General features: G+C 44.4%; 22 protein-coding genes. 10 read left to right on the top strand and 12 right to left on the bottom strand.

What is annotated here, in order from left to right:
- Window positions 1-41 precede the first annotated feature (41 nt).
- Window positions 42-857: an endonuclease/exonuclease/phosphatase family protein gene (locus tag SPL68_RS14350; RefSeq protein WP_323815862.1), complete on the top strand. Its 816-nt coding sequence runs from the start codon at window positions 42-44 to the stop codon at window positions 855-857.
- A 4-nt stretch (window positions 858-861) separates the two neighbouring features.
- On the opposite strand, the gene SPL68_RS14345 is transcribed toward SPL68_RS14350, so the two are convergent.
- Genes SPL68_RS14345 through SPL68_RS14320 form a run of 6 tightly spaced genes read right to left on the bottom strand, consistent with a single transcriptional unit; the run spans window position 862 to window position 7,972 of the window.
- Window positions 862-2,208, bottom strand: coding sequence for a DUF58 domain-containing protein (locus tag SPL68_RS14345; protein WP_323815861.1), 1,347 nt, complete (start codon window positions 2,206-2,208; stop codon window positions 862-864).
- Between the two features lie 20 nt (window positions 2,209-2,228).
- Window positions 2,229-3,272, bottom strand: coding sequence for an AAA family ATPase (locus SPL68_RS14340; RefSeq protein WP_323815860.1), 1,044 nt, complete (start codon window positions 3,270-3,272; stop codon window positions 2,229-2,231).
- Window positions 3,273-3,297: 25 nt separating this feature from the next.
- Window positions 3,298-4,701 carry a DUF4350 domain-containing protein gene (locus tag SPL68_RS14335; protein ID WP_323815859.1) on the bottom strand — a complete coding sequence of 468 codons (1,404 nt, stop codon included), beginning with the start codon at window positions 4,699-4,701 and terminating at the stop codon, window positions 3,298-3,300.
- The gene (locus tag SPL68_RS14330; RefSeq protein ID WP_323815858.1) at window positions 4,698-6,299 is read right to left on the bottom strand and encodes a DUF4129 domain-containing protein; all 1,602 of its coding nucleotides are present in this window, start codon (window positions 6,297-6,299) and stop codon (window positions 4,698-4,700) included. Before SPL68_RS14330 ends, SPL68_RS14335 begins: the two co-directional genes overlap by 4 nt.
- Complete coding sequence (locus SPL68_RS14325; RefSeq protein WP_323815857.1) at window positions 6,296-7,285, bottom strand: stage II sporulation protein M; 990 nt, start codon at window positions 7,283-7,285, stop codon at window positions 6,296-6,298. Before SPL68_RS14325 ends, SPL68_RS14330 begins: the two co-directional genes overlap by 4 nt.
- 9 nt (window positions 7,286-7,294) lie before the next feature.
- Window positions 7,295-7,972, bottom strand: coding sequence for an RDD family protein (locus SPL68_RS14320; protein WP_323815856.1), 678 nt, complete (start codon window positions 7,970-7,972; stop codon window positions 7,295-7,297).
- A gap of 212 nt (window positions 7,973-8,184) precedes the next feature.
- Here SPL68_RS14320 and SPL68_RS14315 point away from each other — a divergent pair, with 212 nt between their 5' ends.
- From SPL68_RS14315 to SPL68_RS14280, 8 genes are all read left to right on the top strand, one after another.
- On the top strand, window positions 8,185-8,457 hold the full coding sequence (locus SPL68_RS14315) for a YbeD family protein (protein ID WP_323815855.1): 273 nt from the start codon (window positions 8,185-8,187) through the stop codon (window positions 8,455-8,457).
- Between the two features lies 1 nt (window position 8,458).
- Window positions 8,459-9,145, top strand: coding sequence for a lipoyl(octanoyl) transferase LipB (lipB, locus tag SPL68_RS14310; protein ID WP_323815854.1), 687 nt, complete (start codon window positions 8,459-8,461; stop codon window positions 9,143-9,145).
- Window positions 9,146-9,264: 119 nt separating this feature from the next.
- Window positions 9,265-10,299 (top strand): lipoyl synthase, encoded by a 1,035-nt coding sequence (lipA, locus tag SPL68_RS14305; RefSeq protein WP_323815853.1) that lies wholly within the window; start codon window positions 9,265-9,267, stop codon window positions 10,297-10,299.
- Window positions 10,300-10,354: 55 nt separating this feature from the next.
- A complete protein-coding gene (locus SPL68_RS14300) occupies window positions 10,355-12,052 on the top strand; it encodes a hypothetical protein (RefSeq protein WP_323815852.1) in 1,698 nt (565 codons plus the stop codon).
- A 76-nt stretch (window positions 12,053-12,128) separates the two neighbouring features.
- Window positions 12,129-13,184 carry a DNA cytosine methyltransferase gene (locus SPL68_RS14295; protein WP_323815851.1) on the top strand — a complete coding sequence of 352 codons (1,056 nt, stop codon included), beginning with the start codon at window positions 12,129-12,131 and terminating at the stop codon, window positions 13,182-13,184.
- 8 nt (window positions 13,185-13,192) lie between these two features.
- Window positions 13,193-14,206 (top strand): HD domain-containing protein, encoded by a 1,014-nt coding sequence (locus tag SPL68_RS14290; protein ID WP_323815850.1) that lies wholly within the window; start codon window positions 13,193-13,195, stop codon window positions 14,204-14,206.
- Window positions 14,206-15,921, top strand: a complete 1,716-nt coding sequence (locus tag SPL68_RS14285) for an ORC-CDC6 family AAA ATPase (RefSeq protein ID WP_323815849.1) — start codon at window positions 14,206-14,208, stop codon at window positions 15,919-15,921. Before SPL68_RS14290 ends, SPL68_RS14285 begins: the two co-directional genes overlap by 1 nt.
- Complete coding sequence (locus tag SPL68_RS14280; RefSeq protein WP_323815848.1) at window positions 15,914-16,801, top strand: hypothetical protein; 888 nt, start codon at window positions 15,914-15,916, stop codon at window positions 16,799-16,801. The genes SPL68_RS14285 and SPL68_RS14280 overlap by 8 nt, the downstream gene beginning before the upstream one ends.
- On the opposite strand, the gene SPL68_RS14275 is transcribed toward SPL68_RS14280, so the two are convergent.
- The 4 genes from SPL68_RS14275 to SPL68_RS14260 are packed head-to-tail and all read right to left on the bottom strand — an operon-like array spanning window position 16,798 to window position 21,182.
- Window positions 16,798-17,781, bottom strand: coding sequence for a TniQ family protein (locus SPL68_RS14275; protein WP_323815847.1), 984 nt, complete (start codon window positions 17,779-17,781; stop codon window positions 16,798-16,800). The two genes, SPL68_RS14280 and SPL68_RS14275, sit on opposite strands and share 4 nt — an antisense overlap.
- A 1-nt stretch (window position 17,782) precedes the next feature.
- On the bottom strand, window positions 17,783-18,670 hold the full coding sequence (locus tag SPL68_RS14270) for a TniB family NTP-binding protein (protein WP_323815846.1): 888 nt from the start codon (window positions 18,668-18,670) through the stop codon (window positions 17,783-17,785).
- Window positions 18,667-20,532 (bottom strand): Mu transposase C-terminal domain-containing protein, encoded by a 1,866-nt coding sequence (locus SPL68_RS14265; protein ID WP_323815845.1) that lies wholly within the window; start codon window positions 20,530-20,532, stop codon window positions 18,667-18,669. Before SPL68_RS14265 ends, SPL68_RS14270 begins: the two co-directional genes overlap by 4 nt.
- Window positions 20,529-21,182, bottom strand: a complete 654-nt coding sequence (locus SPL68_RS14260; protein ID WP_323815844.1) for a heteromeric transposase endonuclease subunit TnsA — start codon at window positions 21,180-21,182, stop codon at window positions 20,529-20,531. Before SPL68_RS14260 ends, SPL68_RS14265 begins: the two co-directional genes overlap by 4 nt.
- Window positions 21,183-21,511: 329 nt before the next feature.
- Between SPL68_RS14260 and SPL68_RS14255 the strand changes: the two genes are divergently transcribed.
- Window positions 21,512-22,024 carry a GNAT family N-acetyltransferase gene (locus SPL68_RS14255; protein WP_323815843.1) on the top strand — a complete coding sequence of 171 codons (513 nt, stop codon included), beginning with the start codon at window positions 21,512-21,514 and terminating at the stop codon, window positions 22,022-22,024.
- A 62-nt stretch (window positions 22,025-22,086) separates the two neighbouring features.
- Here SPL68_RS14255 and SPL68_RS14250 read toward each other — a convergent pair whose 3' ends face one another.
- Together SPL68_RS14250 and SPL68_RS14245 are read right to left on the bottom strand one after the other, a co-directional pair.
- Window positions 22,087-23,397 (bottom strand): NAD(P)/FAD-dependent oxidoreductase, encoded by a 1,311-nt coding sequence (locus tag SPL68_RS14250; RefSeq protein WP_323815842.1) that lies wholly within the window; start codon window positions 23,395-23,397, stop codon window positions 22,087-22,089.
- 52 nt (window positions 23,398-23,449) lie between these two features.
- Window positions 23,450-24,901, bottom strand: coding sequence for a tetratricopeptide repeat protein (locus SPL68_RS14245; protein ID WP_323815841.1), 1,452 nt, complete (start codon window positions 24,899-24,901; stop codon window positions 23,450-23,452).
- Window positions 24,902-24,905: the final 4 nt, after the last annotated feature.

The following is a 24,905-nucleotide window of genomic DNA, read 5'->3' as shown; positions in this document are numbered from 1 at the left end:
CTAGCAAAACATCGCTATTTTCCGTATTCAGAGTAGTCAAAATGAACTTGTTTCGCCATCTGCTAATGGTCTGGTTGTTGGTTATTAGCACATCCGTCTTTGCACGGACCATTCCTGCATTACAGCTAACTCCGGAGGACTGTGCATCTGCTATCAATTCGGCGGAACAGCAACACAAAAACACTGGGACAAAAACAATCAATGTGTTGAGCTGGAACGTTCATAAGCTACAAAATCAGGCAGCAGTTGAAGAGCTGAAGGGGTATAGCCTAGAGAACAATATAGTGTTTTTGCAGGAGGCGTTGGAACATAAGGAATTGCTCAATAGTAAGCCCTTTTCATCCTTTGTGATGGGTTACCGAACCCAGGATTTTAATTCCGGTGTCTTAACGCTCAGTGATTATCCGATAGTTGCTAGATGCAGTTATTTGCATACCGAGCCTTGGCTCAGGACTCCAAAAGCTACGAATATTATGTTGCTGGATATAGATGGGACTCTATTGTTAACGGCCAATATACATTCAATAAACTTTACGCTGCGCACTAAAATTTTCGAGGAACAGCTAAATGCGATGCAAAAAATATTTCTCGCATATAGTGGCCCGGTTATTTTTGGCGGAGATTTTAATACCTGGAGTGACCGTAGGCTTAATGCGCTGACGCGTATTGCCAATAGCGCAAACCTGACTGAAGTGGCATTTCAGGAGGGAGTGCGGAAACAGGTTTTTGGGTCTTCACTTGACCGTTTTTTTATTCGCGATATTAAAATAATTAAAAGTAAAAGCAGGGCATCCACTGCCTCTGATCACAATCCTATTTTTGTCACGCTGGAGTTGACACCTCCTGAAAGAAGCTGATTTTTTATAACACTCCCGCACTTTTAATTTCCAAATAGGCATTAGCTACACGCACTGCTAATTCGTTGGCGGTGCAGTCGATGGAGTAGACGCCGGAGGCGGTGAGTTTTTTGTGGGATTCGCTGCGCTCGTGCAAAAAGCGGCGCACGCCGGCGTAGTTGAGTGCATCGTCGAAGGTTTGCACGGGCGTGTTGTCGAGCTGGTCGAGTACTTGTTCGCGGATGTTGGCGACCATCACCAAATGGCGTTTTTTCAACAGATTAACGGCGAGCAATAGTTCAGTGCTGTCTTCATCGCGCGAGTTGGTGGCGAGAATAACCAGTGAACGTTTGGGTTGCAGTACCGCTAATTTTTCTGCGGCGCTAATGTAATCTGCGGTCGATTGCTGCGCGTGCAAATCGTAAATGCCATTCAACAAAACATTGACGCGTTCAATTCCTTTTTGCGGGGAAATCCAGCGGTGTTTGTTACTTGCATCGCCGCCAAAACTCATCAGGCTAACATTGTCGCCTTGGCGCAGGGCGATATAACTCACCAGCAACATGGCGTTGAGTGCGTGATCAAAATGACTGAGTTCATCGTCTTTGGTGCGCATACGGCGGCCGCTGTCGATCATCAATACAATTTGCTGATCGCGTTCATCTTGATAGTCGCGCGCAATTAATTTTTGGCGGCGCGATGTCGCTTTCCAATCCAGCTGTCGCAAGCTATCGCCCTGACGATATTCGCGCAGTTGGTGAAACTCCATTCCTGAACCGCGCCGCTGTTTCTTTTTAATTCCAATTTGGCTGGTGTGATTTTCCGTGGCGAGAATGGCGTAGTTGGCGATAGCGACAAAATCTGGATACACCTTTGCGTGACTGACTTCGCCAGCCCAATAGCGGATATGCCACAAACCTAAGGGGCTGGAAAATTGTATGTGGGTTTTATCCAGTTGCAGTTCACCGCGCACCAGCGGGCGCAATTGGTAGTGGTTATTACTTACCATACCGGGTTGTAATTCAATCTGTAGTGGTAAGTTGTCGTAATTCGTGGTGGTAGGTACCCCGTCAAAAATATGAATTCGGGTAGCCTGAGTAAATCGATGCTGAATGCGCAGTTTTACTTCTGTCCATTTGTCCACGGCGAGATTGCCGGACAATTCGCGGGTAATTTCTACCGGTGGTAAACGGCGCGATAACAGCCAGTCCAACGCTGCCACTGTAGCGACAACTAAAAAAAGTGCATTGGGCAGAAGTGCGCCAAGGCTAGATTCAAAATAATGTGCGCTAAACGCATTGAAAAAAATCAAGGCAGCAAGCAGTACAAAGCCGATGATCAGCCGTTGGCTGGGAATCCAAATTCTACGCATGGTGTTTTTTGAACCGGACATTAGTGTCTGGGCGCTTCGACGTGAAGCAAAATATTTTGCAAAATTCGCTCAGCAGCAACACCTTCAATCGCTAATTCGGGCGATAGCAAAATCCGGTGGTGCAATGCAGGTATAAACATTTTTTTCACATCGTCCGGTGTGACAAATGAATTGTTATTGATTAGTGCATAAGCGCGCGCGGCAGAGAGCAGAGCAATACAAGCGCGCGGGCCTGCGCCGCGTGCAATACCTGACCAAGTGCGCGTGGCGCGCACCAGTTTTACCACGTATTGCAAAATTTGCTCATCAACTGTGATTTGCTCGGCGATCTTTTGCAAGCTGAGTAGATGCGATGGTTTTAATAAAGTGCGAACCTGCTCCAAACCAAAACCGCCTTGCGCCTGCGAACACACTTGGCGCAGCATTACTTGCTCATCGTTTTCATTTGGATAATCAATAATAATTTTCAGCATAAAGCGATCGAGTTCGGCTTCGGGTAATGGATAAGTCCCTTCTTGCTCAATCGGGTTTTGTGTTGCCAGCACCATAAACGGTTCACCGGTTTTGAAGGATTCGCCCTCAATAGTGATTTGGCCTTCCTGCATTACCTCTAGCAGCGCGGCCTGGGTTTTGGCTGGTGCGCGGTTAATTTCGTCAGCCAGTAATAAATTGGTAAACGCGGGGCCGCGGCGAATTTCAAATTCTTGTTTGGCCATATTAAACATAGCGTGGCCGGTCACATCGCTGGGCATTAAGTCGGGCGTAAATTGCACGCGCGAAAATTGCCCGCCAAAACATTTGGCAAGGCTGCGTACCAGTAAGGTTTTACCTAAGCCGGGAACACCTTCGATCAATACATGGCCGCGTGCAATCAGCGCAATTAATACCTGTTCGATAACAGCATCTTGCCCAATCAATACTTTTTTAATTTCATTGAGCAGGCTGTTCGCAATAGTGCTGGCTTGCTGTAAACGATTGTGCAAACTTTCGTCAGCATCTGCTGCTTTATTTGGCTCGATATTTTCGCTGTTGATATTTACGTTGTGGATATTGAAGTCAGTCATGTTTTATTTCCTAAAAATTATCTGGTTACAGATTACTGCCGTGTAAGCTTTTACGAATCGTTTGTAAGTGTGCGATTGCTTGGGAGAAATCCTGTGGGTTGCGCATCGCGAGTGAAAATAAAGCCTTCTGAATATCAGTTGCATCAATTCCGGTTAATTCTTGCAAAAATACAGCGCGTTCTTCTTGGGTTGCTTGTGCCAGATTTGGATGCTGTTCATCCATGCGCGCAAGAATATCGTTGCGCATAATGTCGAGTAACTGCGGGTGCTCGTTTTTGCGCCAGAGCAACATGGCGCTTGCATAAATATGTTCGGCTAGACTGCGGCGGCCGGTTTTTTCAGACGTGAAGACCGGGCCGAAGCGCAAACTTTTTGCCCAAAGCCACAACAGCAGTGCAGCAAAGCCTGCGATGACACCATAGCGCGCATTACGCCATAAAATACTGGCAAGCGACGGCGCATCCTGATTGATTAAAAACCAAACACGACCATTGGGATTAATTAATCGCCAAAGGCCGTAAGCGTGATCGTGACAATCGATGCGCTGATTTGACCAGATCATATTGTCGCTAGTGATAGTGATTGCGCCTTCGCCTATATCGAAATACACCAGGTGTTCGCGATTGTCTTCAATTGTCTCTTTGTCATCTACGGAATTGTCATCTACAGAATTGTTATCAATAGAGTCATCATCTTCACCATACTCATGGTAAATAAATGGCGCATGACGGCTGAAGTCAAAGCTTAGAGGTTTTTCTTCTTCGCCAAAGGTTATGGGAGTTGATTCATTTTCGAGGGAGCAGCGATAATAATTTTCAGGATGCTCTTCTTTTTTGTCCGCTTTATCTTTTTTCTTATCGCTATTTGATAATCGCTTGTCCTCTCCTACTTCTTCACCCTCTGCATCATCTTTCTTTGGATCACCAATTTCATCGGACAATTTTTCTAAAAAGTCGCGTGTGTCCGAGTCAAATTTTTCTGGTTCCAGTGAGATATTAAAATCTTGCAGCAGAACATCTTCTTTGTCGGTATGAGCGCCGACAAAAGGATTTTGTGTTGAGGTAATCAGTGTCCCGCCATTTTCCACCCAATCATAAAGTGCGTCGTAGCGCTCCCAAGTAAGAGTTTTATAACCGTTGATAAGAACAATCGTGTCCTGTTGGCCGAGTTGCAGATTGCGCCAGCTGTGCTGGTCGAGCAGACTCAGATTTTTAACGCTGGTTGCGCGAACGCCGTGTTTGCGTAGGAAAATTTCAGCGGCGAGAAAATCGTTTTGTTTGGCTTCTTTGGAATAGCCCAAATCGATTTCCTTTTCTTCCCATTCCAGTGTGGTGTACCACCAGTAACCAAGGCCGATAAATGCAGCGATTAAGGCTGCGATAATTAATTGGCGTTGCGTGGCGGTTAGTGGTTTTGCTGCGTTGCTCACTTTGCAGCTCCTTTTTTGTCTGTACCTTGTCCTAGCCAGCAGCTATTCCAATTTGCACACAGGTGTTGTGCTTGTTCTGCCTTGGGTGTCAGGTGGCCATAAGCCAATCGTTGCCATTCACGAGTAAGCGTTGCAAAGTAAGCGATGCGCGCTTGCGCATTGGTATTGTTAACAAAATATTCGCGCATTAAATCCGCGCACTCTTGTTCGGTGTGACCATCCTGAATATCCACGCCGCTGTGGATCAGATGAAATAAACTGGCGCGATAGAGCAGGGCTAATGCTGCGCGTACATCGCCCGCTTGTAACAGAGCGAGTGCATGGCTACTGATATCTTCCGGCAGCGACTCACGCGTGACATCCATACCAAATAGTGTTGTAGGTTTTGCTTTTGGAGCAGGTGCTGGGGTGATGCGTACAAACTGTGCAGCGAGCCAATGGTGATAGCGATAAAGTGCAAATCCAATCAGTGCGATAACCGCAACCCAAAGCAGAATTTCCAACAGGCTGGCGGCCGCTAAAAAGCCTTCGAAATTGGATAGAAACTTAAAAAACTTTTTCCAAAAATTCGATGGTTCCTCTGGATCATCAAGCTTTAATTTCCGCTGGATTTCTTTGCGACTGAATTCCGGTTGCTGCATTACCGATTTGATTGCGCTTTGTGCTTGAGTACGATCAAGTTCGGTGAATTCACCTAGTGGTTTTTCATCAGCTGGATCTAATTCAAAATTTTCTTTTATTGATGTGCTTTCTATTGCCGGCAGGTTTTCATCTGCAAATGCACTGCGCTTGGCATCTATCGTAAAAACACTTAAGCCCAAGCAGAGCGCTAGTATTAATGATGCTATGGCCTGTTGCCCGCTACGTTTATTCACAATACGGCGAAACGCAATATCGATATCCCAAGCTTCCAATTTGATGCGTCGGTTTAAATAGAGTGCAAAACCGCAGGCGACATAAAATGGAGCTGTGAGGCTGAGTGCGATATACCAAAGCGATAATTGCAGCAGATGCAATTGCGAGGAATCCTGATCAAAAAAGAAATTAGCCCATTCGATATTAATCTCGCGCGGAATCAACGCCCAAATAAAACTGATCATGCCGATCCATAAAAAAATTTCCAGCATCAAGCCGATAAAGCTGAGCCAACCAGCGGGCGATGAATCTTCGCGATGCAATACTTGCAGGCGATTTTGGCGGCGGGCGCCGCTCAATCCTTCCAGTTGCAACACGGGTAAATCCATGCAGCGACTTGGGCTGAATCGCCTCCAGGTCAGGCTTGAAAACCATTGCTTACTTGCAAGTGATGGGAACAATTTGACGGTGCTGCCAGTGCTGGGCAAATCATTAAAAACGGCGCGGCTTAGGATGTGCAGCAAGGGGCGCTCTAATAAGGGTTTCATCCACCAGAGCAAAAGCGCGCCCCACCAAAACCAGCGCTCGGGAATTAATAGCGTGATGGCAAATAAGGGTAAGCTAACCAGCAGCCAGACTTTCATCATCGGCAACCACCAGCGTTTGGTCATCAATAATCCTAAGTCGACGGCTTCCCATGCACTGCGTGGGCGAATCTCAATGGTAACTTGATCCAGATTCATCCTGCGCCTCGCTCACCGCGCAAATGGCGACCGCTAAAGACTAAATAGCCAATCACCAGCGCCCATAAAAATCCGCCTACTAAATATTTTTGCCAGGGCATAAGAATATTGTTGGATGACCAGAAGGCTTCAATAAATGCCGCAATTACCAACATGAGAATAACGCCGTACACCAATTGGATGGCAACTTGGCCTGCGCGCATCAGCGAATCTTTGCGGCTGAGATTACCCGGTGCGAGCAGCGCATAACCGAGTTTTAAACCCGCAGCACCAGCGATACAAATTGCGGTTAATTCAAAACTGCCGTGGCCGATGACAAAAGTAAAAAATGTTTGCGTGAATTCGGCATTGGTTAAATGGCCGGCGACTGCGCCCATTAATAAACCGTTATAGATAAGAAAAAACACTGAGCCGACGCCAAATAAAATCCCCGAGGCAAAAGTGCGGAAGGCAACGCTGATATTGTTGCTGATATAAAAACCAAACATTTGCACATTGGTATCGGATTCGCGCGCGCTGCCGAGTGTGCGGTTGGCGGGGTCATACATCTGCTCAAATGAACTGACTTGATCGGGCGAGGTGATGGTGTAGACCAAATCCGGTTGCCACAAAATCGCCAAATAAATCAGCAGGCCGGGTACATAGAGTAGTGCCGTCGCCCACCAAATATATTTTTGTTGCTCGCGCACCAAGCGTGGAAATCCGGCAACGATAAAACTGATGAGCTGCTGAAAAAATGGCTGCTTGCGGCGATAAAGTTGTTGATGGCCGCGCACGACCAAGTCGCCCAGTTTGTCGACCAAGTGGCTTGAGTAGTGGCGATCTTTAGCGAGCGCGTGAAAATGACAAAGGCGGCGATAGCGGCTAGCGAAACTTGCCAGCTCTTTGCTTTTAAGGCGGCCGTTAGGCTTTTCCAGCTCGATAATCTCAAGCTCCATCACTTGCCAAAGCGGTTGGTACAGTTGTTCGAATTGTCCCTGTTTCATCGCCTGCTCCTAGTGCTTGCCGATCATGGTATTCGCCATTTGTTTGATGGCAATCACTGGATCTTTACTATCAATCACCGGCAATAAAATCGTCGCCAATTCACTTTGGCGCTCAGCCGATAAATGTTTGCTGCGCTCGGCAAAGGCGAGCAGCGCGCGTTGTTCGTCGGTAGAAAAATCAGCAGGTACAGGCAATTGGCCGCGCACTTCAAAACTTGGCTCGCGCGCAGGTGGAACTTCGTAAATGACGATGCTGCCTGCGGCCAAATCGCCCAAGCGTTTGAACTGGCGATTACACAGGCTGGCGATAATACCGGTGAGGTAGAACACGGGGAGGAAATCGACAAAACGCAAAAGGTTTCGCAACAGCGATGGGCCGAAAGTAATCGGTGTTCCATCGTCATTCACTACGCGAATGCCCATCCACTTTTTACCGGGCGTGCGGCCATTGCGGGTGACTTCAAAAAAGACGGGATAAAACCATTCGAGCAAGAACATCAGGATCAAACCCAAGCCAGTGCCCATGCGCCCGAGCAGCGAGAGCACAATCATCAGCACTGTGACTATGCCGTAGCGGATCAGAATATCCAGTGTTTGCGCCAAAGCGCGCACGCCAAATCCAGCGGGAGTGAGCGGAAGCAGGGCGCCTTCAGGAGTTTCGAGCGATTGACGGGTATCGAGTAGCAAACCAACAGTCCTTATGCGGCAAATGTGTCGCGTAAATTATATTTTTGCGGCGATCAAACAAGGGGCGAGAATAGCGGATAAGGCTGGCGCTGAATAGCAGATAAGGCCGCTTTAAGTGCTTGTGAAGCGGGATTTTGCCCCCATCTAGGCGTTATAATTTGCGCCTCGCTTACAGGTGCCGTTTCTGGTTCCGTCTATAGGTTTATCACGATATGTCCCAGCAAGAACCCCCAAAAATTGAATTCCCCTGCGAAAACTACCCAATCAAGGTGCTAGGCGAGGCCAGTCCTGAGCTGCACACCTATGTGGTAGAAATCATCGAGCGCCATGCACCGGGGTTTGATCAAGCGCGCATCACCATCAAAGAGAGCAGCAAAGGCCGCTATAACTCGCTGACCGTATGGATTACTGCCACCGGCGTTGAGCAGCTAACCGCTATCCATGAGGATTTACGCCTCAATCGCAGCATCAAGATGGTGATGTAACTTGAGTCAATTGAGTTTGGAGGTCATCAACCTCGGTCAGCAGGATTATCAAACCAGCTGGCAGGCGATGAGTGATTTCACTAATCAGCGCACTCCCGAAACAGCCGATCAGCTTTGGCTGGTGGAGCATCCGCCAGTATTTACCCAGGGGCAGGCGGGCAAGGCAGAGCATCTGTTGTTTCCCGGCGAGATTCCGGTAGTGCAAACGGATCGCGGTGGTCAAGTGACTTATCACGGCCCCGGTCAACTGGTGGCTTATCCGCTGCTGGACTTGCGCCGTTTGAACATCGGCGTGCGCGAGCTGGTAACGCGTATCGAGCAAACCATCGTTGCGACTTTGGCGCATTACGGCATTGAGTCGGCCGCCAAACCTGATGCGCCGGGCGTCTATGTAAATGGCGATAAGATCGCTTCGCTCGGCCTGCGCGTGCGTCGTGGTTGCAGTTTTCATGGGCTGGCGTTGAATGTGGATATGGATTTATCTCCCTTCGGGCGCATCAATCCCTGTGGTTATCAGGGCTTGGCGATGACCCAAATCCGCGACCTTATACCCAATCCCCCTTCTATTGCGCAGGTTCAAGACCAACTTGTTACGGAATTTGCGCGGAAATTGGGCTACGAAACCTGTACAATGCGCGCCATCAAATCTGGTCGGGAGCCGGGTAAGGGCTTGTGCGACACGCCGTAAATCCATCCCTGGAGGCTCGGCACCGCCATCCATGGCGGCGCACGGTCGCAAAATCCCTCACCCGACTCCCTCTGTGCCTCCGACGAGGCCAATGAAAGAGTTTCTTAACGAGTTTCTTTATGTCAGATCTACCACCCGTATCTACCTTTGTTCCCGAACTCCAGCCGGTCAAGCGCACTGAGCGCTACAAGCAAGGCGAAAAGCTGCGCGATGCCGACAAGGTTGAGCGTATTCCGGTAAAAGTGATTGCCACTGATCGCGATGACTTGCAGCGCAAGCCGGATTGGATTCGCGTGCGTATTCCTGCATCGCCAGACGTAGAGCGCATCAAATCCATCCTGCGTAAAAACAAACTTTCATCGGTGTGCGAAGAGGCTAACTGCCCGAACTTGGGGGAATGTTTCAGCGGTGGCACCGCGACCTTTATGATCATGGGTGATATCTGTACCCGTCGCTGTCCTTTCTGCGATGTTGGCCACGGCAAGCCCAATCCGCTCGACGAACACGAGCCGCGCAAACTCGCCGAAGCTATCGCCGAGATGCGTTTGAAATACGTGGTAATTACCTCGGTGGATCGCGATGATCTGCGCGATGGCGGTGCCCAGCATTTTGCTGACTGTATCCGCGAAGCGCGCGAATTAAGTCCAAAGCTGCAAGTAGAAGTATTGGTGCCGGATTTTCGCGGCCGTATGGATATCGCATTGGATATTCTGGAAAAAGAAGCGCCCGATGTGTTCAACCACAATATGGAAACTGTATCGCGTTTGTATCGCCAGGCGCGCCCGGGTGCAAACTACGAGTGGTCGCTGGAATTACTCAAGCAATATAAAGCGCGTCGCCCGGATGTATTAACCAAATCCGGTTTGATGGTCGGCCTCGGTGAAACCAAAGAAGAAATTATCGAAGTGATGCAACACATGCGTGATCACGACATCGATATGCTCACCATTGGCCAATACCTGCAGCCATCCAAAGATCACTTGCCTGTGCAGCGCTATGTTCATCCCGACGAGTTTGAGGAATACACCAAACTTGCTGAAGAGATGGGCTTTAAGCACGCCGCTTGTGGCCCGCTGGTTCGCTCTTCATACCACGCCGATAAACAAGCCCACGGCGAAGATGTAAATGTGAATTCCCTTGCTAAACGCAACTAAACAACGCTAATTTGTACCATAACAACGATAAACACTACTGAGTAAGGGGGCTGCCATGGGAAAGGCAATTCCAAAAATTAAGGAGTTTCCGGATGATGGCCGTATCTGGAGAGTAGATTGGTTTGGCAGCATCGAGCGCAACCCGCAAGTCCCTTCAGAACCAAAAGTGCAGGTCATTATTAGTCCGCTGGTTGAAGGGGCAAAGGACTTTGCTGCTATTTCAGCTGTAAAACATGAAGATCGCCAAACTATTACCGTTGGTGTTGGTCAGCTACCTGCAATCTCAATCGGCTCGCTTTGGAAAAATCGTCGATGTATTCCAGAGGTAGCAGGCACTGAAGAAATATTTAGCAACCTCCAGATAAACTCTCAAACTGTTCAATTAGTCCGGTCAGATTTTAAAACTGATGGTGATACCTTAATTAAGGCACAGTTTCATAGAGTGGGCGTTGGTCTGTACGCAAACTGCTTAGCTATAAAACTGAAAGATGATCCATTCGGTATTATTATTCCGGTCATTGAGATTATCCGGGCGTATTACGCAGTATCATCAAAACTATCTAAAGCCATATTCTTTGGTAATTTTCGTCACGATATTGGTTCTATTATAAATCCCGAATTAACCTGTATTGACCCTATAAATAAGCACGTATCCCTCAGGTTGCGGAGAGATTACAGCAATGAAGACGGGTATTTTATTGCAAGAATTATTTTTGATTCAATCGCACGTAATGGTGCAAATCTAGTTCATGATTCTACCCTTCGGCAGTCAATTGCAGGGTTGAAATGGCTACATCCCGAATCCTCTTTTCCATTTGAAGGTACAACAACCTTGTTTACCCGCGCCAAGCGAATGAGAGTAACGGACGAAAAATGGCGATATATAGTTTTTGCTATTAACAAATGTTCGGGGGAGTTTCCCTATAAAGCTATAACATTTGATAGGGATAACAATGCCGATAAAGCAAACGAAGAAACGGATCTTCCTGATGAATTGAAAACACCTGCTTATCCCAAAAAAAAGCCAAAAGATTTAGGTGAGGCAGATGATGAATTGCAAAGTGATGATGAGCCTGATGCTGATTATCAGCCTCAGGCTATTTCTTTACCTTCGTCTCGGTTTGGTGCGCTGAGTGAAGTAAAAATAGAAAAGGTCGAAAAAGATCTTTGTAATTACATTAGTGCTGGAAAAGTTATTGGCATTGATGGTTCGGTCGATGAATTGGGTACTGGTGATGGCGAGCATAACAACAATAACGTGAGGCCAGTAAACATCCAGGGTACGCAAGAGCGTCAAGAGCCTTTGCCTGCTAGTTTCGATACATTTAGGTTGATGGTGACTGCTCTCAATAGTGGAAGATGCATTGCCTCCCTTCGCCCTCAGTCCGACTCAATATCTTATATCCCTTTAAGAAAGCCCAAGGGTATGCGTCAGTGGAGCTACTTAGATTCCGATCTTCGGCTCAGGCGTAAGGTCTTGGTCGCAGATATCTCATATCAAGGTCGCCAATCTTGCCTAATTGAATTTCAGTGGCGTAATGGCGAGTCATTTCGCTTGGCTGTTATATCTGCTATTTATGGTAGTCGATTATCCGATCTCCAGGTCAGAGAGTTACTGCTGTTATTGGCCAAAAAGCAGGGACGGTGGGAGCATGTCAAAAGCACGGTTGGCGCTATAAAAATTGAGCTTTTGAAGCATACTTGGCCGGATATTCCTTCCTATTGCCGTGCCGTCAAAGATGCTCTTGCTTAGCCCTGGTCAAGCCTATTGACAATCGCTGCGTGTGAGTTACGCTGCGTCTAATAAAACGGTTGCGGATAGTGAAAAAATGATAGGTATTGACCTTTTCTCGGGGGCTGGCGGAATGTCCCTGGGGGCCAGAATGGCAGGTATCGATGTGCAGGTTGTAGTGGAGGCTGATAAGTATGCGGCAGACACCTATTTGCATAACCATAAACCTAAATATGGAGTTTTTGCCGACGACATAAGGAAGTTCAAACCCATTGATTTAGGCAAAATTAAAAAGAATGGTTTAGTTGTCTTCGGTGGCCCACCGTGTCAGGGGTTCTCAACATCCAACCAACGAACTCGTTCTGTGGAAAATGATAACAATTGGTTGTTCGAAGAATTTGTGCGTGTTGTTAAGGCTTATAAGCCTGATTGGCTGGTCTTTGAAAATGTGCGCGGAATTTTGGAAACGGAAGGCGGTATTTTCGTAGATCAAATAATGAAAGAATTTGAAAAATTGGGATACACCGTTAGCGCAGAACTTTTACATGCAGCTGATTATGGCGTTCCACAAAAAAGAGCGCGTTTTTTTATTGTGGGAAATTTACATGGCGTTAAATATAAATTCCCCAAAAAAACACACAAAGAACCTATAACGGTTGAAATGGCTTTGGATGATCTACCAACTTTAGAGAATGGTGCGTCAATATGTCAGTTGCCATACGCCAAAGCAGCATCAAATCCCTACATCAAAAAACTTCGCGGGAAACTTACAAGTTGCAGCAATCATTTGGTTACGAGAAATAATGGCATAATTGTTGAACGCTACTCACATATACCCCAAGGCGGCAATTGGGAAAATATACCCGACCATCTGATGGGAAATTATGCGGACAAATCCAGATGTCATACAGGTATTTACCGCAGGTTGTGTGCGAATGAGCCTTCAGTAGTTATAGGAAATTACAGGAAGAATATGTTGATACATCCAACTCAAAATAGAGGGTTATCCGTTCGGGAGGCTGCTAGATTACAATCCTTTCCCGATAGTTTTGAGTTTAAGGGATCAATTGGATTTCAGCAGCAGCAAGTTGGTAATGCTGTTCCCCCTATGCTCGCGTATAAAATTTTTAATAGTTTAATTTCACAAAGCTAGGATTAATTGTGGCTACATATTTAAATTTAGAACAGGCCATGATTGATGGTTTGGTAAAGCAGTTTAAATCTGATAAAGCAGAGGCATTCAGGGCAAGGTATTTTTCTGCTAAAAGCAAGCTTGGCCCCGAAGTTTTAGAATGGATAAGGGCAGTAGATCCTGGGCTAACTGATCACAGCGAAAGGCATATAGAGAATGTGTTAGATAATGCATATATGCTGATCTCAAGTGATTTGGATACATTATCTGGCTTAGAATTGTACTTTTTATGTCAAGTGTGCTTGTTTCACGACGTGGGAAATTTTTACGGTAGAAGTAAGCATAATTTAAATATTAGCCAAGTTATAAAAAAGCTTTTCTCAGATTTGTTTTCTGGTGTGAATTCGCGCGAGTCAAAATTAATAGCTGATGCAGGTAGAGCTCACACAGGAAAAACTGGAAGTGATCCATTGAAAGGTCTCGCTGAATTAGAACATATTCAAGGGCTGCCCGTACGTTTCCAGGCAATTGCTGCGGTAGTTCGTTTTGCTGATGAGCTTGCTGAAGGGCCGCAACGAACGTCTGCTTTTATGCAGGAGGAAGGGAAGATCGCATCGGCAAGTTCGATCTATCACAAGTACGCAAGCATTACGAACATAGGAATTGATTCTCATGGTGAAAGAATCATTATTAATTATGAGTTTAATATCGTTATTGACCAGATTAATCGAAATGACTTTAGGTCGGATTTGCAAGATCTTTTGAATTTTACTTACGGAAGAATTTCTAAGCTGGATCAGGAAAGGAAATATTACAACCATTACCGTGGTGATTTTAAAAAAATCAAACAAATGGAGGTGGTCTTCAAATTTCATAAAGATGATTATCAGCTTGATTTTCAGTTAGAGCCATTATTAATTAATGATCTTGTTGTGCCTGGCCACCCTGACACAAATTCATTTTTGAATTACAGGAACGATTTATCTATTGATGATGTTCTCAATGCGATTTCAGATGAAATATTTGCGGAGGCGCAGGAGTGATGAATCCGTTTGTTTTTAATGCGGCAAGCAATCTGTCAAATGATTTGTTAAAGAGAATTTTTATTCCAGATCATAACTATAGCAGATTTATTGAGTCCAAGCGGAATGTTTTCTTTTGGGGAGAGCGTGGTTGTGGGAAGACCATGACGTTGCTTTTCAATCGATTATCTATGTTAGGCAAGGCCAATGAAGAGCTGAAGCTGGGGAATAAGGTTACATTTTTACCGGTCTATGTATCCTGCATAACTCCTTTGATATTTAAAAGAGAATATTTGCTTCTTGATGACTTCAAGGGTGCTGTTATCTCAGAGCACTACCTATCATTATCGGTTGCTATGGCAATTGTCGATTCTTTGCTCAAGTTGGATAATCAAGAAATTTTTCTAAAAGATGAAAGTTTAGCATTGGATCTTTCATATATTTTTAGTGGAGAGTTTCCCTCTGACAACAACCCAATTTTGCAGTTAAAAAGATTTATAACGAAAAAATTTATTGATACTCAGAAGGAGATAAACCGTTTTGATTCAAACTCCTTTTATGATGATACGTATAGTTTTACATCCATCATCGTGCCTTTTATAGATCTTCTTAAAGAAAGAAAGGTGTTTAATGAGGCGCATTTCGTTTTGATGCTAGATGATGCTCATGATTTAAATAAATATCAAAGAACCATAGTTAATAGCTGGATTGCGTTTCGAGATAATTCTTCATTTAGTTTTAAAATATCAGCAGCAAAATCGCCTGGTTATGATTTGTCTACATCATCAGGTGGAGCTATTCTGCCGGGGCATGATTATGTGCATGTAGATATTGAGAAGCCTTTTCAAAATGATGATTCTGCTTATGGTCAGTTGGCAAGAAAAATTATTAGCAAGAGACTTGAGCTAATCGGCATTGATAAAACACCGGAAGACTTCTTTCCCTTTAATTCATCTATGATTGATGATATGGAAGATGCAAAAAATGAAGCAAGGATTATTGCGGAAAAAAAATACGGTGCTCAAAATAAAAAGTCCATAGCTGATTTTGTATATAAATATGGTAGAGCTATCTATTTTCGTAATCGCTCTCATAAGGCTAACAGGCCTCCGTATTCGGGGTTTGATACGATTGTAAATATATCGTCGGGTGTGATTAGAAATTTATTAGAGCCATGTTTTGTTATGTATGATGACATGCTGTCAAAATGTGGGGAATTAGAAGAAGTTACCGAAATATCCCCTTCGGTGCAGACGGATGTTTTGTTGCGGTTGAGTGAAAGTTATTGGAAGAGGCTAAGAGATGGGATCGATAATGAAATCGGTTGCTTGGCTCATGAAGGGCAGTATGTTGAAAATTTATTTACCTGTTTAGGTCATTTATTTAGAGGTAGGTTGCTTAATCCTAATTGCTCAGAGCCTAGGGCGATAGCATTTACTATCTCCGCAAAGTCTAAAGAAATTATGGATCAGCTTATGCCTATACTCGATATTGCCAGGAGGGCTCAGCTTTTATATGTGAGGTCGGGCACAGCAAAAGATAGAGGGGAGTCTGAAGATTATTATGTTCCAAATAAAATGTTATGGCCTTCTAGAGGACTTGATCCAGTAGGTCAACATGCTCGCGTATCCATTCAGGCTAGATACTTGCTCGATGCAGCTATAAATAAAACGCCTATTCCTGATTCGCTTGCCTCAGGCGAGAATACCATTCAAGCAGGACTATTTGATGAGTAGCTATGATTATTTGATTGCGTGCACTAGCTGGGAGGAAAGGTTCTCTGAGGGGATAGAGCATAGTTGCAAAACACATGCAATTGAAAATATGCTTCTGTTTGGCGTCTCTGAATTTAAGCATAGAGTGGAATCTCCTTCTCAGGATTTCCTTACAAAATTGCCTCTGAAAAATAAAGATTTTCTGATGCATTATGTTTCAGCGTTTGATGATGTCTCAACTTGGGGGTCGATTAAGGAATTATTTAAAACACAAAAAATAGAGAATAAAAAAGTGTTGTTGGATATTAGTACCATGCCGCGATACTTAATATGGTATTTGCTACATTTTTTAACTGCTAATAAAAACAATGTTACATATTGCTATTTTAGTCCTGCTTCATACGAAGAGTGTCAATGTTTAACTGATGATCCTCTATCGCCACGACTTATTTTCAAGCATTCAGGAATTTATCTTCCTGACAGAAGCTCTATTCTTATAGTGCAGTCTGGCTTCGATGTTGATCGGGTTTATCAATTAATTAGATCTTATGAGCCTGAGAAGTTGTTGTTAGGTGTTCAGGTGGGGAATCAATTAAACAATATTGATAAAAATATCAAAAAGCATAAAGAAAACTTGAATTATCAAGAGATAGAGCACTTTGAGGTGGATGCGTTTGGTGAGGATCACGGATATCTAGCTATGGAGTGTCAAATAGCGAAATATTCAGAGTCTAAAAATATCATAATGGCTTCTTTTGGGCCTAAAATACTTGCAGTCGAGATGTTTAAATTAAATAAAAAGTATCCAGAAATCGGGCTTGTTGATGTTCCTGTAAAAGTTTATAACGAAAAATATTCTCATGGGATTAATCTGGATAATATTCAAACTGGCGTAGTTTAGTTACTTTTTATTTTCCTATTAAATTTTTTAAGGGCGTCACTATAATGTAGCGGCGCATCTTGAAAATCTTTAATTAGATGATTATACCTGACAGCTTTTTTAATAATTGCAAATGGTACTTTTTCTCTCCAGTCATCGATTAGCCAGTTGCATAGCGTTAATATGTAGTGCCGTTCATAAAGAGATCTCCTTTCAAAAGATATTCGGCCTTCGGATAAGTCCAATTTTTCTATATTTCCTTCTTTGCATATGAAATTTTCCAATTTTCTGGCGAGGCTAACTGAGCAAATCATTTTGCAAAAATGATGTAAGATGTTGAAAAATTCAATGCTTTCTGTATGTGATAAAGTTTGTAATTCGTTATTTAGCTTGTTTTGGATTGAAATTTCTATTTTATTAATTTTCGCATCGCCATAACAAAAGTTGCACTTCCAGCATTTATCCAGTTCAACCCGGTCTATAACCTTGGGTTTTCCTAGTTCTGTCCTTTGAAAGATAACTGCACTTCCACATGCCGGGCATTTTTCGTGGAGCATGCATTGATGCTTTAAGCAGTATGTAAATAGCGCTAGCCTCCAAGTCTTCCTAAAGTATGGTGATTGATCTTCTCTAAGGCAAAGTGGGCAAAATTGCAGACCAAAATTTTTTCGAGTGCGGTGGTATATTCCCAATGGCATAACCCATTTTAATTCGCCGCATCTTCTGACGTTATTAAACAAAATGCCTTGGTAACTTAGTAAGGTACTATTCATAACCTCCTGCAATGTTGCCCCTGTTTTTTGACTTAAGGTGTTAACAAGCCATTCGGGGGCTATGCGGTCAATATCTCTATTCCACAACTGCCAATTTTTATTTAATTCTCTATCACAAAATGTTTGTAGCTTTAGTCCATTGGCGTGAATTAGTCTTACTATCCAGCAGGAAAATAATTCATCTTCTAAAGGGTGTGGATGTGCGGGCCAATAATTTCCGCTGAGCATATCAACCGGCTTTATCTATCTGGCGTTTTCTATCTGAAGGCGATGTCCAATTAATGGATTGAAGAACTTTAAGATCTATTTTTTCTTGGCCATGTTCAACTGAATAGGCTGCTGATTCAGTTAGTAATCGCGAAAGTTCGCCAATGTATCCCTCGCTCATTGAAAATAGCTGAGTTGCTAAATTTGTTTCATGTAATGTCGAAGAATGCTCAAGTGGTAGCATTCTTTCAAAGCTTGCAAGTAACCTCAGAAAGTTGCTGTCAAACTTCCAGCGAGGCAATACGATTGGCTCAAATCGATTTGACAATTGAGGATCTGTTTGCAGCGCGCGAAATGCATCTTTAGTGCCCACGCCAACTATGGATATTTGTAATTCGTTGCCTAGGTATTTAATTACGTTTAAGAACGCTCGCTGTTTGTTTAGGTTCCCCGCAAGAATATGATGTATTTCATCAACGATAAGAACTTTTAGCCCAACTTGTTTTAATATCTTGATTGCTTGAAATTGCTTTTTATCTACTCTGTCGTTAGGTTTGTATGGGGCAAACAGTATTTCAAGGATGGCATTATAAAATCTGCCCTCATCGGGCACTGGCGGTGCTTGAATATATAAAACAGGCACTTCGATTCCATCACCTAATGGATTATCACTTGGTTCATGTAGGGAGCAGAATCTTTTAACCAGCATTGTTTTGCCGTTATTCGTATCTCCGACGATAAGTAAATTTGGCATCCGATGTGATTTTGGATAGGTTAGCAAATCCTCCAGCTTGTCCAATGCTTTTTTGGCAGATGGATAACCAATCCATCTCGCTGCGCGTATTCTTTCTATGCGCTCATCTTTATTCAAGTCGAGCAACTTTGCGGCGGCTTCATTCAGATGTTTCATGACAAATCATCCATGTCATCAAAAGGTAAAATTTCGGGAATTGAGTTAATTTTATCATCCTGATGCTCAAAGTTTTGCGTTACATCTGCATCAATTGAAAATGCATTTTTATTGTTGCGCCTTCTCTGTTCCATTCTACGGGTGGTTAATGTTTTTGCTTGCGCTTGAATTTCTATTTCGCGCATACGGTCATATGCTTCAAATAGCGCACGCTCATCAATATTTTTGTTGCCATCCGCTTCTGCTCGCCGTTTTGCTTCTCGGAGTTCCCACACGCTAATCGCTGGATGAGACGTATCTCTATAGGGTATAGGGAAATAACTATATAGTTCAGGATCGTAAAACCAGATGATGCTAATGTCTCGTGGATCGCGGCGAAACATGAACTTACGTTTATATTTTGGTTTTTCGAGATCAGGTGCATTTATCCATTTGCGTAAAACGTCATGGTAATAATGGATTTCATCAATAACCACACCATAATCCTGAATTGTTCTTTCCTCAAACGGCATTAAATCCAAACGTAAGCGAGTTTCATCGGTAATTTTTGATGGCAATCCTCTACCTGGTGAATTTTTATCGCCAAAGATTCCTTGCCTATATTTTTCCATCGGCGTCATGTTGATACCGGAATGCCGACGTTGATGATAAACATCCACAACCAATGTTATAAACCAAGCTTCAAACTCAGATAGAGTAAGCGCTGCGTGCTTGGATGACTCATAGTCGCCACGCTCTTTAATGTTGGAAAATGTTGTTCCAGGAAGGTTATGGATTTCTTTGGAAAATGTTCCCAATAAGCGTTCAACATGGCCGCCAAAGTGAGGCCTTGCAACTGGTCGCCACTCGATATCGACACCATATTCCATACAGGCACGTTGAAGCATGTTGCCTCTAAATTCGCGTGCATTATCGATATGAAGCTTTGCTGGAAGTCCCCAGCAAGGCCATTCACCTTTAATGTCATGTTTTGCTAACCAGGAATCTTTTGGCAAAATAGCATTTGCTAAACAAAGTCCTGTTGATAATGCTCCTGGCGGATCAAACGATACGTAAAAACCAACTACCATTCGGCTGAATACATCTATCGCGAGTGTTATCCAGGGACGACCTACAGGATGTCGGTGGATATCATCTACTAGAATAATATCCAGTGGTGTGTGGTCAATTTGCACTACAGAGAGTGGCCAATCAGCGCCAGGGAAACTGCCTTTAATGGGGGAGTATATTTCTGCCGCTCGTTTAGATCCCCGCCTTGATGATGTGACTTGTTCTGCTGATAGAGAGTTAATCCTATTTCTAATAGTATTGTTGTGTGGTGGTGTGATTCCTGCGTTTAGGCAGCGACTGCGAACCTCATTGCATATCGTTTGTTGAGATTTTTTTTGCTTTGTAAGGTATTCATTTTCAATTACTGCTTTAATAATTGTTTCGATTTCAGGATCAATTTTTTTAAGCCCTTTATCGCTTCGTGCACGAGGAATAAGATCGGTTATTAGTCCCGTGGACTCATATCTTTTTATCCATTCATAAAGTGTGTTTGTGTGCAAATTAAAATTACTTGCTCGCTCTGCCACATCTTCTCGGCTTCTATTCGATAAAGAAAGCAATGGCTTGATAATGTCCAATCGGCGATTGGCTTCTTCCCACTCTTTGTCTGGAATTTGTACTAATTCAGGCCTGTTTGATGGCAAATTGACTGGTTCAAGTTCACCGATAGTGGCGTGAACAATATTGTTGCTTTCATCATCAGATAGTAATACTTCATTCAAATCGATGATGTGTTTGATATGGTGCGACTTCCCTTTAAATCGAACCTGAATGCCTGGTTGTAAGTTTATAAAAGCGTGACCTGATTTCACTGTTGTAGTCTCCAGATAGGACTATCCATGGTTAACTTGGTATTCATATCAACGCCAATTTGAAATGAACCAATCATGTACCAAAGGGAAGGCAGCAAACTTGCTTGATTCCATTCATCGTGAAAAATAGATTGTATTAGCTTGGTAGGCGTGGACTCTTTCAGCTCTTTGAGGCGAAGGTCAAGTAAGTCCATATGTTCTTCTTCATTTGCTCCTTGTTTTAAAAATGGTAAAAGAAACTTTGCGTTTTGCAGTAAAGGAGTTCGAACTTCGGTTTCTGTGATGATCTTGAATTTCCATCCCTGGATTCGAGCAAACTTCACTGCTGCACGGAACTTAGGATGAAGTTCCGGCCATTTTTCTCTCAGTTCGCTTCGGTATTTAACTTCATAGAGTATCTGATGTGTTTTACCGGCCAATTCATAGCTCACCAGTACGTCGGGGGTGTAGGTGCGATCTTTTGCCTGATCGTCTTGCCAGTCGAGCCTTAATGGCTGCACTTCAAACTTCTGAACAGAAGGGGAAAATTCAAGTAGCGTGATAAAATCACGCTCCAAAGTGGATTCGAACATAGCTTGCCCATCTGCCTTTCGATGGGCAGCTATGCCAGTAACATTGCGATAATTTTTGGTTATTTTGCGTACAGGCATAATGACACCCAAACCAGTCCATCGTAGCGGTAGATAATAGAAACCGGTATAGTGGAGCGCTGTTAACCAGTAGCCATTACCGGTGTAAAAATATGCATATTCAGCTTATACAGTACAATCTACCGTTGGAATTGTCAGTAAAATGGTTTGGTGAAACCAAAAAAGCCTGATTATTTTATTCATACTGCGTCACAAAAAAACTCCCGCTAGTCGGGAGTTTTTTGTACCTATCAGGGTCATCTACTAAGTGCCGGTTTTTTTGTTAAGTAAAATTCTGGTGCTGATTAGGATTAAAAATTTATCCCACTTATTTGTGATACTGGATTATCGTGAATTCATCTTGTTCTACCGTTTTTATCGCCCCTGATATTTTTCTGCTTGAGCAAAAACCAACATTATTTGCGCAGGTTGCACAATGGCACCATCAGGAATGCGAGCGTCAGGGCGTTAAATCCTCGCTCGCTTTACGTCAGCAGCGTTTAGTGCTGCATGTTCAGCAAAACTCCATCCCTAAAACACTTATCGCTTTGCGCAACAATCAACTGGTTGGTTGCGTCAGTCTTGTAAATTACACCTATCGCAGCAGCGAGCGCATGCCCAAAGTCACGAGCGAATCGCCCGTTTGGTTGAGTAATTTATTTGTATTGGAAGAGTTTCGTCGCCAGGGCATTGGCAATGCATTGATTGATGCCGCAAAAAATTACGCGCTGAGTTTAGCGCTGGAAGAATTGTGGCTGTCCGCGACTGATTACACGGATTACTACCAAAAACGCGGCTGGGAAATTATCCGCCTCACCCGTTTGGGTGGGCGGCAAGTCAATGTGATGCGGGTGGAGCTGTAAAAACTAGATCCTATTGTCAGTTGCTTTTACCCCCTTTGAAAAAGGGGCAGGGGGATTAGCAATCAATGCAACTTCAATCGCGGGCGCAACCAGCGATTCAATCTTCCACCCAGCATAATTAATCCGGTGCGGATTAATCCGTGAATGGCGATTTGGTGCATGCGATAAAGTGAGATGTAAACCATGCGCGCCAAACGCCCTTCGATAAACATACTGCCTTTGCTTAAATTCCCCATCAAATTTCCCACGGTAGAGTAGCTTGCCAATGAGATGAGCGATCCGTGGTCGGCATATTTGTAAGCTTGCATGGGCTTGTTCTTAAGCGTGGCGAGTAAGTTTTTGTAGCAAGTGCTCGCCATTTGATGCGCGGATTGCGCGCGCGGTGGTACGCGGCTGCCGTCTGGATTTACAAATTGTGCGCAGTCACCAATGGCGAAAATAGTGTCGTCGCGTGTGGTTTGTAAAAATTCATTTACGTGCAATTGATTGATGCGATTGGTTTCAAGCCCCGCAATATTTGCCATGAAATCGGGAACCTTAATACCTGCTGCCCAGACCATAATATCAGCGGCGATGAGTTGTCCGTCTTTGGTGTGCAAGCCTTCTTTGGAGGCAGAGGTGATCATGGTACTGAGTTTTACATCCACACCGATTTTTACCAGCTCGCCATGCGCTGCGCCGGAAATGCGCTCAGGCAATGCAGGCAAAATTCGTGGGCCTGCTTCTACTAGCGTTACGTGCAGGTGATCGTTAGAAACCGCATCAAAACCGTAGTTGTGAATTTCATGCACTGCGTGATGCAGTTCAGCAGAAAGCTCTACGCCTGTCGCGCCTGCGCCCACAATTGCGATATGCACATGCTCGCTGGAACCGCTGACGCGTTGAATATGCAAAAACTTATTTAATAGTTTGGTGTGAAATCTGTGCGCCTGACCGGGGCTATCGAGAAAAATACAATTTTCTTTGATGCCGGGCGTGTTGAAATCATTAGATATTGAACCCAGTGCCAGCACCAAATAATCGTAAGGGATGCGCGTGGATGGCAAAAACTCTACGCCGTCTTCATCTTTCATTGGTGCCAGAACGACTTCGCGTTTTTCACGGTCGAGATCCATCATGCTGCCGACGCGAAAGAAAAAGTGATGCGCATTGGCGTGGCCGCGATAGCTCACCGCATCTACATCTTCATCCATAGTACCCACGGCAATTTCGTGTAGCAGTGGTTTCCATAAGTGTGTGGTGTTGCGGTCGATGAGTGTGACCTCGGCTTTCTTTTTGCGCCCGAGTTTATCGCCCAGTTTAGTCGCCAATTCCAGTCCGCCAGCGCCGCCGCCGACAATCACGATACGCGGTGGGTTAGTTTGCGTTTGCATGATGATACCTGCAGGTAAGTTGATAATTCTTTCTCATTGTTTAGCGTTAAGGTCAGTTAGCTAGTGTATCCAGAAAGTGACGCGCTAAGGGCCGCTCGATAAAGCGGTAAGTATTCTGTTGCAGCGCTGCGGAAAAACTTGCTTTCGCAGCCGCATTATCTCCGACTTGATAATCGCGATAGCCGGCATAAAAAAAGAATTCGGTGCGCTCACAGCGATTGGATGTTTCTTGCTGAAGTTGTTCGCGTGTCATTTGGTCCGTCCAATAAGCATAGACGGCTGCTTCCCACTCGCTACTAAAGCTCAATTCTTTTTGCTCGATTAGCGATGAAAAATCGACATTGGCCTGCTGGCCAATAATGTCGGCTTTGATGAAGTCATAAACGCTGATGCTTTGTTTCGCTTGTAGATAGTCGGTAAATCCCTGCGCCGCTTTTAGCCAATCGCCTGAGTTCATATAAATTTCATGGAAGGCTGAATCGCTAGTGGCAAGCCCTTTCGCTTTGGCTTGCGTCAATAATTGCTGGGCGTGTTCCTCTTTCCCGACAGACGAATAATTTTGTGCGCTAAAGGCGATATTTTCTGCAGTGGGTTCCAGCTCCACCAGAATGCTGGATTCGTGCAGTGCCAGTTGATAAAGGTTTTGATCCAAATACAAACGCGCTAGTGCGTAGTGCAGTGTAGCGCTGTCAGAAGTGAGTGGAACGGCTTGTTGATAAAACTGAATGGCATTCGGTAGATAGTTGGTGTCTTCATAGTTGCAACCGCTGGCTTCGGCACGCGCCTCATAGGTGTTGGCGATGGCTTCGTACAAATCACCTGAGTCGGTAATTTTCTCAGTGCCGAGTTTTAGCGTGGCGAGTGCAAGTGGAAAGTAATTTTCTTCGCGATACATTTTCGCCAGTTGGATATACGCCTTGTCGCTCGCTGGTTGTTCATGGATCGCTGCGAGCAACGCGCTATACAGCTCAGTACGATTTTGTTTACCCGATTTTTTTTGCGCTAAATAACGGTGCAAAAATACACCCAGTGATGGCGCATTCACTTCTAGCTGCGCGCTGGCGGTTAGCTGGTTGTAAATGTTGCTCGCATTGACAAAGGCTTTTTCCTTGCCCGCAACCATATCTTCATAATAAATGTTGTACATAAGTTTGAGTGTTGCCGGGTTACCGGGAACCAGAGTTAATACTTTGCGGAAATTTTTAATTGCCTGTTCGCGGTTGTATGGCGAGGTGTTTTTTTCATCCAAAACCAGATAGGCCAATCCGAGTTTGTAGTACAGCTCTGCATTGTTTGGTGATTGATCTATTTGTGTTTCAAGCGCGGCGATTTCTGCTGCTTCACTTTGGCTGGTCGCGACAGTATCAGCCTGCTTGCTTTTATGAATGAGCTGTTGTTGGCTGCATGCGCTTAATAACAGCAGCGTGGAGGACAGCATTGCTGAATACACTAGCCTTGTAGAAAACAGTTTGCGCACAGCTATTGTCTGAGTGAATAAAGTCATGCAT

Origin of the sequence: Cellvibrio chitinivorans, from assembly GCF_035117775.1 — a bacterium.
Taxonomy (GTDB): Bacteria; Pseudomonadota; Gammaproteobacteria; order Pseudomonadales; family Cellvibrionaceae; genus Cellvibrio; species Cellvibrio chitinivorans.
Note: the sequence above shows the minus strand (reverse complement) of the source record. Positions and strands in the feature narration are given on the sequence as shown.